Consider the following 11,316-nt stretch of genomic DNA (forward strand, 5'->3'; position numbering starts at 1 on the left):
CTTATACACCCCACAATACAACGATACCGGTCAGCAGATAGGACAGCAGCATTACCACTACGCCAAACTGGGCGAGGCCGCGCCACAGCGCCGGCTTGACGTAGTCGGACAGCACCTGCCAGGCACCAATCCAGCCGTGCATCAGCACGCTGAACAAGGCCAGCAGGGTAAACACCTTGGTAAAGGTGCGGTCGAAGAAGCCCGTCCACACCTCAAAGGTGATGTCGTTAAAGGCGATAAAGCCGACCAGATACAGGGTGTACAGGGTCATGATGACAGCCGTTGCACGAAGCAGCATAAAGTCGTGCACACCGCTGCGGCCGAAAGTTGCAGAATTGCTTACCATACCAGTACCCCCGCCAGCAATGACAGAACAATGGTCACACCGAATGCCACCTTGGCACTCAGGGCGCCCGATTCAATCTCCTCGCAATAGCCCAGATCCATGATAAGGTGGCGAATGCCGCCTACAATGTGATAGGCCAGAGCGGTCAGCACACCCCAGAGGATGAAGCCGACAAAGAAGCCGTCCATGATCTCCACCACTGCGTTGAAGCCCTGCTCGGAAGAGAGGGATTCACTAAGCAGCCACAACAGGATGGCGAGCGCGAACAGGGTGATCACGCCGGATACCCGGTGCAGAATGGATGAAATGGCGGCGACGGGCTGGCGAATGGTCCGTAGGTCGAGGTTTACAGGTCTCTGTTTTTTAGTCACGGTCTTGCCCACTAGCTCCATGGAGCACGTTAGTTATTGTTTTGACAGACTTTACCCGGATATTCGGACTATGATCATGACCGAGAACAAGCTGCTGCGACTGCTCTTGCCCAGGGGGCTGAAACAGCACCAGCAGTACGACTGCGGCATGGCCACAACTGCGTCCTATACCCTCGGAAAACCAGTATAAGGAGGGAATCAACAAATACAACGAAGCACCTGAATCAATTGCGAATTCTGTAAAGTCGATCGCACTACGGCGTTAACAGCCTGTTGCGGGCGGAGAGGAAAATTGACATTACCCCCTGCTTTGTTTTCAATATGCCGGCACCATGAGAAGCAGAAGTGATTAAAAATTCAGTCATTCTGTGTGAAAATGCCTTACTCATGGACCTAATTATAAAAGCAAAGGAGACGTGCTATGGCTGACCAAAAGGCCACTCTGCATCTGCCCGGCAAGGAACCCGTTGAGCTTCCGATTGCCTCCGGCACCGCTGGCTACGATGTGATCGATATCAGTTCTCTCGGCTCACACGGTTACTTCACCTACGACCCCGGTTTCCTCGCGACCGCTTCCTGCCGGTCCGACATTACCTATATCGACGGTGACAAGGGTATTCTGCTGCATCGCGGCTACCCCATCGACCAACTGGCCCAGGACGCCAGCTACCTGGAAGTGTGCTATCTGCTGCTGTACGGCGAAGCCCCCACCGCCAAACAGTATGAGCAGTTCCGCAACGACATCATGCGCCACACCATGGTGCACGAGCAGCTGTCTTCCTTCTTTAAAGGCTACCGCCGCGACGCCCACCCCATGTCCATCGTGTGTGGTGTTATCGCCGGCCTGTCCGCCTTCTATCACGATCCCATGGACATCAATGATCCGGTACACCGCGAACTGGCCGCCCAGCGCCTGATCGCCAAAATGCCGACCATTGCCGCCATGGCGTATAAATATTCCGTGGGTCAGCCGTTCGTCTATCCGCGTAACGAGCTGAGCTACGCCGGCAACTTCCTGCAAATGATGTTTGCCGTGCCCTGCGAAGACTACCGGGTGAATCCGGTGGTTGAAAAAGCCATGGACCGCATCTTTACCCTGCATGCGGATCACGAGCAGAACGCCTCTACCTCTACCGTGCGTCTGTCCGGCTCCAGCGGCGCCAACCCGTTCGCCTGTATCGCCGCCGGTATTGCTTCCCTGTGGGGACCGGCTCACGGTGGCGCCAACGAGGCCTGCCTGCGCATGCTGGAAGAGATCGGCTCCGTGGATCGCATTCCCGAGTTTATCGAGCGCGCCAAGGACAAGGACGACCCCTTCCGCCTGATGGGCTTTGGTCACCGGGTTTACAAGAACTTCGACCCCCGTGCCAAGGTCATGCGCGAAACCTGTCACGAAGTGCTGGACGACCTGAAGATTCAGGATCCGCTGCTGGACGTGGCCATGGAGCTGGAGCGCATTGCGCTGTCCGACGAGTACTTTGTGGAGCGCAAGCTGTACCCGAACGTCGACTTCTACTCAGGTATCATTCTGAAGGCCATCGGCATTCCGACCAGCATGTTCACCGTGATCTTTGCTCTGGCCCGTACCGTGGGCTGGATGTCACACTGGAACGAAATGATGTCCGATCCCAAGCAGAAGATCGGTCGTCCGCGCCAGCTGTACACCGGTGCTGCGGAGCGCGACTTCAACAGCCAGGTGGCCGACAAGTAATACTTGTTGTTACCCCTGTGCAAAGGCCGGCATTTGCCGGCCTTTTTTTGCGTCTGTGCCAGAGCTACTCAGCCGTTAATACCGATACTGCGGCCGTTATCACCGTCCCCTGCCTTTCGTGGCACCGTGACCGTGAGCACCCCATCCTTGAAGTCGGCCTTGATGGCGCCGCTGTCGGCATCGGCCGGAAGCGCCAGCACCCGCTGAAAATGGCCATAGCTGCGCTCAATACGATGCAGCTTGTCGGTTTTTTCCTCATGCTCCTGCTTTTTCTCGCCCTGGATCACCAGCTGATCACCCTGCTGGGTGAGCTGAATGTCGTCCTTGCTGACACCGGGAATTTCCACGCTGATCACATAGCTCTCGTCACGCTCGCTGATGTCCAGGTTCGGCTTGAGCAGGCTCATGTCCGGCCAGCCCTTGCTGCCACCCTGCAGGCTGTGTTCAAACAGCCGGTCCATCTCCCGCTGCAGACGCAAAATGGGATGTGCGTCCTGCTCAGTGCCTTCTTCCTGCTCGTGACGAAACCAGTTCCAGGGCATCAACCTGGATCCGCGGCTTTGCTTACCTGCCATAATACTGCTCCTTGCATTAACAAACTCTGTTCAATTATTAACCAACCGTATCATCTTTCAAGGTGGGACAGCATGCGAATACCGTGCTGGCTAAAGTAACGGTTAACGTCACTCCCACGAAGGCGGGAGTCCAGGGCGGCTTGCACAGCCACTTGCGGAAGAACAACGCACGGCTGGAACAATATCGAGCAATAAAAAAGGCGCCGAAGCGCCTTTTTTATCATCCCCTTGCCTTATTCGGCGACGGGGCTGGAATATTCGGCCATCATGCTTTCGGCCTTTTCCACCATGGCGGTGGAGCCCACGAAATAAGGCGTGCGCTGATGCAGCTCGGTCGGTTTGATTTCCATGATACGCTGAAAGCCGTCACTGGCCTTGCCGCCGGCCTGCTCGGCCAGGAACGCCAGGGGGTTGCACTCATACAGCAGACGCAGTTTGCCGTTGGGCGCACTGGTGCCGGACGGGTAAATGTAAATGCCGCCCTTGAGCATGTTGCGATGGAAGTCGGACACCAGGGAGCCGATATAGCGCGAAGTGTAGGGGCGCTTGGTGGTTTCGTCCTGCTCCTGACAGTACTTGAGGTACTTCTTCACCCCCTCGGGGAACTTGATGTAGTTACCCTCGTTGATGGAGTAGATTTTGCCTTCTTCGGGAATGCGAATGTTCTCGTGAGACAGGCAGAAGGAGCCCAGCGACGGATCGTAGGTAAAGCCGTGTACGCCGTTACCGGTGGTGTACACCAGCATGGTGGAGGAGCCGTACACCACGTAGCCGGCGGCCACCTGGTTGACGCCCGGCTGCAGAAAGTCTTCCATCACCACAGGGGTACCCGGCTCGCTGACACGACGGTAGATGGAGAAAATGGTACCCACGGACACGTTCACGTCGATGTTGGATGAGCCGTCGAGGGGGTCCATCAGCACCACGTATTTGGCGTCGCTGCGCTTGGCGCTGTCGAAACACACGAAGTAGTCTTCTTCTTCGGAGGCAATGCCGCACACTTCGCCACGGGCTTCCAGGGCCGCCTTGAACTTGTCGTTGGCGAACACATCCAGCTTCTGCTGCACTTCCCCCTGCACGTTTTCGCTGCCATTGCTGCCGCCGATAATGTCGGTGACCAGGCCGGCGCGGTTGATCTCGCGGTTGACGATCTTGGCGGCGCGACGAATGGACGACAGCAGCGAGGTCAGCTCACCGGTGGCGCCGGGGTGTTCGGACTGTGTCTTTACGATGTATTCACCCAGGGTAATCATACTTTTCCTCAAACATTTCCGTTGCGGGCGGCAGCGCCACCCCGTTTAGCGGGCAATGTACCCGTTTAACTTTTTTTTTGCAGTTAATTTAGTCAGCGAAACAAGATAACCGGCTCAGCCTTGAGCCAGATGCCTGCGTACCGCCTCCAGATCCGCCGGGGTATCCACCCCTGCCGGCGGCGCTTGCCGGGCCACGCCCAGGGCAATGTCTTCGCCGTGCCACAGCACCCGCAGTTGCTCGAGTTTCTCCAGCCGCTCCAGGGGGCCGGCGGGCAAGGCCACGTAACGGCAAATAAAGCCCGCCCGGTAAGCATAGATGCCAATATGGCGCAGACAATGGTCAAGGCAGGGCTTGTTTTCGTTGATGCCATCGCGATCAAAGGGAATGGGGGCCCGGCTGAAATACAGTGCCTTGCCGTGCAGGCTGTGCACCACCTTGACCACGTTGGGATCGGACAGTTCGTGGGCTTCCAGCAGCGGCGTGCCCAGAGTGGCCATGGGCGCATCGCTGGCCGCCAGCAGACCGGCCACCTGATCCACCAGGGCTGGCGGCAACAGGGGCTCGTCGCCCTGCACGTTGACCACTATGTCGTCGGGCGCCAATTGCAGCTGCTCCACCACTTCCGCCAGCCGCTCGGTGCCGGACTCATGATGGCTGCCGGTGAGGCACACCTCCACGTTGCAGTCGGCCAGGGCCTCCTTGATCCGCTCGTCATCGGTGGCCACCACCACCCGGGCCGCACCGCTTTTCAGCGCCTGCTCGGCCACGTGCCGGATCATGGGCTTGCCGTGAATATCGGCCAGCGGCTTGCCCGGCAGCCGGGTAGACTGCATGCGGGCGGGGATCACGACGATAAAGCTCATCCCGGCAGCTCGTCCAGATCCAGCTTGCGGGCCCGGCTTTCCAGCAGTACCGGAATGTTTTCGGTAATGGGATAGGCCAGACGGTCAAAGCGACACACCAGCTCGTTGTGCTCCCGGTCCAGTTGCAGCTTGCCCTTGCACACCGGGCAGGCAATGATTTCCACCAGCTTGGCGTCAATCGCCATGATTCAGCTCCTTCAGTCGGTTAAGCAACAAATGTTCAAATTCGGTGGGCAGGCGCGCATCCACCGGCAAATACCAGCAATGTTCATGGCCGCCCGGCCATTTGACCGCGTCCTTTTCGGTGATCAGCAGGGGGGCGTCGGCAAGACCCGCCAGTTGTGCAGGTGTTACTGCCTGGTGATCACCCAGCGCCAGTTGCCGGTCCAGTATAAAGCCCTGCTCGCTCAGGGTGGTAAAAAAACGCGGCGGATGGCCGATGCCGGCCAGGGCATGCACGCTTGTTCCTGGTTCTGGCGCATTCCCCTCGCCGCTTACCGGACGCAGGGTGCCGGGGGCCAGGGTCATTAAATGCTCGCCGGGCTCACAGGGCCCGCCGTTGTTGATCACCGCATCCACCGATTCAAGCCGCCACGTGCCTTCGCGCAGCGGCCCCATGGGCAGCAAGTGGCCATTACCAAAACGGCGTTTGCCATCCACCACCACCAGCTCAATGTCACGGGCCAAGGCATAGTGCTGCAGGCCGTCATCGCTGATGATGATGTCGGCGCCAAGACTGGCGAGCCGGGCGGCGGCCTCGGCTCGCCTGGGCCCCACCACCACCGGGCAGCCGGTGCGTTTAAAAATGAGTACCGGTTCGTCGCCGGCCTGGGCGGCGGTGGTGCTGTCACTCAGCGTCAGCGGATACTGTGCACTTTTGCCGCCATAGCCCCGGCTGATCACGCCAGGGGTGTAGCCCTGAGATCGCAGCCATTCAACCAGCCAGATCACCAGGGGGGTTTTGCCGTTGCCGCCCACGGTGAGGTTGCCCACCACGATCACCGGCACCGGTGCGCGATAAACGCGCTTCAGTCCGTGACGAAACAGCCGGCGGCGCAGGCCGCTCACCAGCCCGAACAGCAGGCTGAGCGGCCATAGCAGCCAGAGCCAGGCAGCGCCTTGGTACCAGGCCGGCATCAGTGCTCGCCGAACTGAATGGTTCGAAGCTGGGCGTAAGCGCCATTGTGAGCCATCAGCTCGGCGTGGTTGCCCCGCTCCACGATGCGGCCTTCATCGATCACCAGGATCTCGTCGGCGTTCTCGATGGTGGACAGCCGGTGAGCAATCACCAGGGCGGTTCTGTCCTTGCGCAGCTCGTCCAGTGCGGCCTGAATGTGGCGTTCCGATTCGGTATCCAGCGCCGAGGTAGCTTCATCCAGAATCAACAGCGGCGCATTGCGCAGCAGCGCACGGGCAATGGCAATGCGCTGACGCTGGCCACCGGACAGGCTGGCGCCGTTTTCACCGATGACGGTGTCGTAACCCTGCTCCAGTTTGTTGATGAATTCGTCGGCATAGGCCACCTTGGCCGCCGCCTCGATTTGCGCGCGGCTGTACTGGCCCTCGGCGGCATAGGCGATGTTGTTGGCGATGGTGTCGTTAAACAGATGCACATGCTGAGACACCAGAGCAAACTGGCGACGCAGATCGCTGAGTTTATAGTCCTGAATATTGACGCCATCGAGACGAATTTCGCCCTCACTGATGTCGTAAAAACGGGTCAGCAGGCTGGCGATGGTGCTCTTGCCCGAGCCGGAGCGGCCCACCAGGGCGATGGTTTTGCCCGGCGCCAGGGTAAAGCTCACGTCCTTGAGGGCCGCCGCTTCCTTGGTGGGATAACGGAAGGTCACACCGTCAAACTCGATGCGGCCCTCGGCCCGTGCCAGCGGCTTGGTGCCGTTGTCGGGCTCGGAGTCGCTGTCGAGCAGCTCAAACAGGCTCTGACAGGCGGCAATGCCGCGCTGGTAGGGGCCATTGATCTGGGTCAGGCTCTTCAGCGGACGCATCAGCATCATCATGGAGGTGACGATCACGGTAAAGGTGCCCGGGGTCAGCTGCTCCTGCATACCGTCGAAGCTGGCCACATACAGCAGAATGGCCAGGGCGGTGGAGGCGATCACCTGTACCAGAGGGGTGCCCACGGCATTGGCGGCCACCATTTTCATGTTTTGCTGGCGCACCTTGTTGCTCACCTTGAAGAAACGATCGCCTTCCACCTGCTGGCCGTTGAACATCAGCACTTCCTTGTGGCCTTTCAGCATCTGCTCGGTGCTGCTGGTGATATTGCCCATGGCCGCCTGAATACCCTTGCTAATGCGGCGGAAACGACGGCTGATCACCGCGATCATCACGCCGACCACCGGACCCACCACAAAGAAGATCAACGACAGTTGCCAGGAGTGGTAGAACATCAGCCCCAGCAGGCCAATGACGGTGGCGCCTTCACGCACCAGGGTGACCAGGGTGGAGCTGGCCGCCGACGACACCTGAGATGAGTCGTAGGTCACCTTGGAGAGCAGATTGCCGGTGTTGTGCTTGTCGAAAAACGCCACCGGCATGGCCATCAGCTTGTCGAACACCTGCTGTTGCAGCGCCATCACCACATGGTTGCCGACCCAGGCCATGCAATAACCCGAGAGAAAGGTACATACGCCGCGCAGGAACACGATGCCAATCACGAAAAACGGCATCCATTTCAGCACCGCCGGATTATCGCCGGTCAGGCCTTCGTCGATCAGCGGTTTGATGGAATAAACAAAGGTGGTGTCAACGGCGGCATAGCCGGCCATGCCGATAATGGCGGCCACCAGGCCGAGCTTGCGCTCCTTTACATAAGCCAGCAGGCGCTTGAGCACCGGCCAGGATGAGGAGTGTGCATCTTGGGACATAAGGACTCTGCCGTAAAAAACGAGGCGCTATTCTAACGGCTTGGGGGGGTTCCCGCCAGTCGTGCGCCAGGCAGCCAGCCGATGATACCAGGGTCCGGGGCGGCCATGCCCCAGTCTGCGCCATCTGGTGCCGTTTGCCACCAGATGGATCATGCCGTCATCACCGGTGATCCACTGCTCAACACCGGCATGCCGGTAACGGGCCACCACCTCGGGCGCGGGAAAGCTCCAGCGGTTGGTAAAGCCCGCGGTATGCACCACCGCAGCCGGCGCCACCACACCGATAAAGCGTTCACTCGACGAACTGCGGCTGCCATGATGAGGGCTCAGCAACAATTGCGCCCGAAGCGGCGCACCGTGCGCCAGAAGCGCCTGCTCTGCCCGCTTTTCAATATCACCGGTCAGCAGCAGCGCGAGCCGGCCATCGGTGATGCGCAGTACGCAGGAGTCGTTATTGCTGTGCCCGCTGATGGCCACCGGCCACAGCATTTCCAGCCTGAGATGTCCCCACTGCCGCCACTGGCCGGCCCGGCACGGCATACCGTGAGGCCAGGCCCCCCAGCGGTGGCGCACCGGCAGTTGGGTAGCCAGGTAATCCCGGTTGGCACTGTGATCGCTGTCGTGATGGCTGACAACCAGATAATCGAGCTCCTTGATCCCCAGCCGTGCCAGCAATGGCAAAATCACCCCGTCCGCCATATTGAACCCGGACGGAAAGCGGTTACCGGTGTCATACAACAACGCCCGCTGGCCCTGAGTGACCAGCACCGACAGCCCCTGCCCCACATCCAGTACCCGCACCTGCCAGGCCGGTCCGGGCCAAAGAGCCAGAATTCCCAGCCAGCCAAGGGCCAACCCCAGCCAGCGTGCCGACGGCAGCGCCGTCAGCAATGGCAGCAACAGCGCCAGCAACACCATGCCCTGTATCCATGCCGGCAGTTCGGCCCAGGGTGAAACTCTGTCGGCCAGCCAGTGCAACCCGCTCATCAGTGGCGTAAACAAGGCATTCAGCACCCCAAACACCGGCGCCGCCGCACCCGGCCCTATCAACAACAGGCCACAGGCCAGCAGCAACAGGGGGATCAGCAACACGGAAAACAGCGGGATCAGCACCAGATTGGCCGGTACCGACAGCCAGCTGATGCCGCCAAACAACAACATCACCAAGGGCAGCAGCAATATGCCCAGCCCCAGTTGCAGGCGCAGCAGCCCGTAACGGCCCCGGCCACCGGCCAGCCACAGCAGGGCCGCTACTGCCAGCACCGATAACCAGAACCCCTGATTCAGCGCCAACCAGGGATTGAACAACAGCAACAGGGCCATGGTCAGCAACAGAATACGCCGGCCGCTCCAGAACCGGCCCCACCACAACAGCCCCAGCCATAACACCAGCATCAACAGAGCGCGCTGGGTGGCCACGCCAAAGCCCGCGAGCCAGGCATAACCGGTGGCCAGTGTCAGTGCCGCCATCAACCCGATGGAGTGATGACCACTGATCCGTCCTGCCAGCCAGCCCAGCGCCGCCACCAGACCAATATGCAGGCCGGAAATGGCAAACAGGTGACTGACGCCCAATGCCCGCAGCATGTCCCAGTCCTTCGGTTGCAGCTCGCCGCGTTCACCAAAGCCCAGCGCGCGCAGCCAGGGGCGCGCCTCCAGTTCAGTGGTGGCCGCATGAAATCGCGTCAGCAATACCGCTCTGGCGCCGGGGGCAACCTGCTGATGAGCAAGGGTGCCGGTAATATAACCCCGGGCGGTGATCCCCTGCCCCAGCATCCAGCGGGCACTGTTAAAACTGCCCGGGTTGGCCAGGGCATGAGGCACATAAAGTCGAGTGATGGCGCTGAAGGAATCCCCTTTTTGCGGTGGCGCCGCCGTGCCATACCAGCTCAGCAGAACACGAGGCCGGGGCAAAAGTGCTTGACCATCAAGGTGCGACAGACCGACAATCAGCCGGCTGGCGCCGTCGTGCCGGGGCTGAACCTCGACTACACTGGCAGTGATGAGTTGGCTGCGTTCCCCCACCCCGGGTGTTTTAAGCCAGGCCAGGTGCCAGTGACTGACACACAGCACCCAGACCAACCCCAGCAGAAAACCGGCCAGCGCGGGCCGGGAGCGCCAGCACACAACGCCGATGATCGCCGGCAGCAGCCAGGCGTCCCAGGCCGGCAACCAGGGCCAGACCAGGGTGCTGGTTACTCCGGCACAAAAAAAGAACAGCCGCTTGTCCATCCGGTAAGTATTGCGGACCTGGAGCAGATGCCAAGAAAGATCCTGAAACGTCTGATGCCCGAACACGGTACCATCAGAAACCATAAATACCTGAGCCTGTTTGGCCACCGGCTGCATGACACCAACCTCTGGCACCTGAACCGCCATTCGGCCGCCGGCGCCTTTGCCGTGGGCCTGTTCTGTGCCTGGATGCCCATTCCCTTTCAGATGGTGGCGGCGGCCTGTGGCGCCATGCTGTTTCGGGTCAACCTGCCGTTGTCGGCGGTGCTGGTGTGGTTCACCAACCCGCTCACCATGCCGCCCATGTTTTACTTCGCCTACCGGCTGGGCTCCTTTCTGCTGAATCGCCCTCCACACTACCAGCATTTTGAAGTCAGCCTGAGCTGGCTGGCCGGGGCCATGACCAGTGCCGGCCCGCCCTTTCTGCTTGGGTGCGTGGTGCTGGGGCTGGTAAGCTCGGCCATCGGCTACATGTTTATTCACGGCCTGTGGCGCTGGTCGGTGTCGCGCCAGTGGAAACGCCGGCGCCGGGGCCGCTGATGTTGCGCCAGTGGGTTCGCAGCAGAATGCCCAGCCAGGAGACGCTGCGCCAACACAAGGCCCTGCGCCTGTTCGGGGATCGCTTGCTCGACCCGGACTACTGGTTCTGCAACCGCCATTCCGCCGCCGTGGCGGTAGCCGCCGGCCTGTTTGCCGCCTGGCTGCCCCTGCCCATGCACACCCTGGTTGCCATTGCCCTCGCGGTGCTGATGCGTGGCTACCTGCCGCTGGCCATTGCCATGGTATGGGTCAACAACCCGCTGACCATAGCCCCCATGTTTTATTTCGCCTACCAGCTGGGCCGGCAGTTGCTGGGCCACCCGGAAGTGGTGTTTACCGCCACCTTTTCACTGGAGCACGACGCCCTGGCCGTGGCCCTGCCCCTGCTGACCGGCTGCGCGCTGCTGGCCCTGGTCTCGGCGGCGCTGGGCTGGGCTCTCACCCGCCTGGGCTGGCGCTGGAAGGTGCAGCTGGCATTACTGCGCCGGCGTGCACGGCGAGAGCCGTAGCTGGAAGCTTTTACTTCAAGCTTCCAG

Annotated in this window: 12 protein-coding genes; 3 read left to right on the top strand and 9 right to left on the bottom strand. The window is 60.5% G+C overall.

Annotation, left to right across the window (positions count from 1 at the left end):
* Position 1: 1 nt before the first annotated feature.
* A complete protein-coding gene (gene sdhD / locus Q9290_RS03205; RefSeq protein ID WP_306078198.1) occupies positions 2–346 on the bottom strand; it encodes a succinate dehydrogenase, hydrophobic membrane anchor protein in 345 nt (114 codons plus the stop codon).
* Positions 340–729 carry a succinate dehydrogenase cytochrome b556 subunit gene (sdhC, locus tag Q9290_RS03210; protein WP_371930895.1) on the bottom strand — a complete coding sequence of 130 codons (390 nt, stop codon included), beginning with the start codon at positions 727–729 and terminating at the stop codon, positions 340–342. The genes sdhD and sdhC overlap by 7 nt, the downstream gene beginning before the upstream one ends.
* Positions 730–1,138: 409 nt before the next feature.
* Here sdhC and Q9290_RS03215 point away from each other — a divergent pair, with 409 nt between their 5' ends.
* Positions 1,139–2,428: a citrate synthase gene (locus Q9290_RS03215; protein ID WP_306078200.1), complete on the top strand. Its 1,290-nt coding sequence runs from the start codon at positions 1,139–1,141 to the stop codon at positions 2,426–2,428.
* A gap of 68 nt (positions 2,429–2,496) precedes the next feature.
* On the opposite strand, the gene Q9290_RS03220 is transcribed toward Q9290_RS03215, so the two are convergent.
* The 7 genes from Q9290_RS03220 to Q9290_RS03250 all read right to left on the bottom strand — a co-directional run bounded on the left by Q9290_RS03220 (position 2,497) and on the right by Q9290_RS03250 (position 10,240).
* Positions 2,497–3,003 carry an Hsp20/alpha crystallin family protein gene (locus tag Q9290_RS03220; RefSeq protein WP_306078201.1) on the bottom strand — a complete coding sequence of 169 codons (507 nt, stop codon included), beginning with the start codon at positions 3,001–3,003 and terminating at the stop codon, positions 2,497–2,499.
* A 233-nt stretch (positions 3,004–3,236) separates the two neighbouring features.
* Entirely contained in the window at positions 3,237–4,256 is a 1,020-nt protein-coding gene (gene fbp / locus Q9290_RS03225; RefSeq protein ID WP_306078202.1) for a class 1 fructose-bisphosphatase, read from the bottom strand.
* 114 nt (positions 4,257–4,370) lie between these two features.
* Positions 4,371–5,120, bottom strand: coding sequence for a 3-deoxy-manno-octulosonate cytidylyltransferase (kdsB, locus tag Q9290_RS03230; protein ID WP_306078203.1), 750 nt, complete (start codon positions 5,118–5,120; stop codon positions 4,371–4,373).
* Positions 5,117–5,305 (bottom strand): Trm112 family protein, encoded by a 189-nt coding sequence (locus Q9290_RS03235; protein WP_106454444.1) that lies wholly within the window; start codon positions 5,303–5,305, stop codon positions 5,117–5,119. The genes kdsB and Q9290_RS03235 overlap by 4 nt, the downstream gene beginning before the upstream one ends.
* A complete protein-coding gene (lpxK, locus tag Q9290_RS03240) occupies positions 5,295–6,257 on the bottom strand; it encodes a tetraacyldisaccharide 4'-kinase (RefSeq protein WP_306078204.1) in 963 nt (320 codons plus the stop codon). Before lpxK ends, Q9290_RS03235 begins: the two co-directional genes overlap by 11 nt.
* On the bottom strand, positions 6,257–8,008 hold the full coding sequence (gene msbA, locus Q9290_RS03245; protein WP_306078205.1) for a lipid A ABC transporter ATP-binding protein/permease MsbA: 1,752 nt from the start codon (positions 8,006–8,008) through the stop codon (positions 6,257–6,259). The genes lpxK and msbA overlap by 1 nt, the downstream gene beginning before the upstream one ends.
* A 27-nt stretch (positions 8,009–8,035) precedes the next feature.
* Entirely contained in the window at positions 8,036–10,240 is a 2,205-nt protein-coding gene (locus Q9290_RS03250) for a DNA internalization-related competence protein ComEC/Rec2 (protein ID WP_306078206.1), read from the bottom strand.
* Positions 10,241–10,267: 27 nt separating this feature from the next.
* Between Q9290_RS03250 and Q9290_RS03255 the strand changes: the two genes are divergently transcribed.
* Entirely contained in the window at positions 10,268–10,780 is a 513-nt protein-coding gene (locus tag Q9290_RS03255; RefSeq protein WP_306078207.1) for a DUF2062 domain-containing protein, read from the top strand.
* Positions 10,753–11,289: a DUF2062 domain-containing protein gene (locus Q9290_RS03260; RefSeq protein ID WP_306078208.1), complete on the top strand. Its 537-nt coding sequence runs from the start codon at positions 10,753–10,755 to the stop codon at positions 11,287–11,289. Before Q9290_RS03255 ends, Q9290_RS03260 begins: the two co-directional genes overlap by 28 nt.
* Positions 11,290–11,316 lie beyond the last annotated feature (27 nt).

It is taken from the genome of Oceanimonas aquatica, from assembly GCF_030732065.1.
In the GTDB taxonomy this organism is placed as follows: Bacteria; Pseudomonadota; Gammaproteobacteria; order Enterobacterales; family Aeromonadaceae; genus Oceanimonas.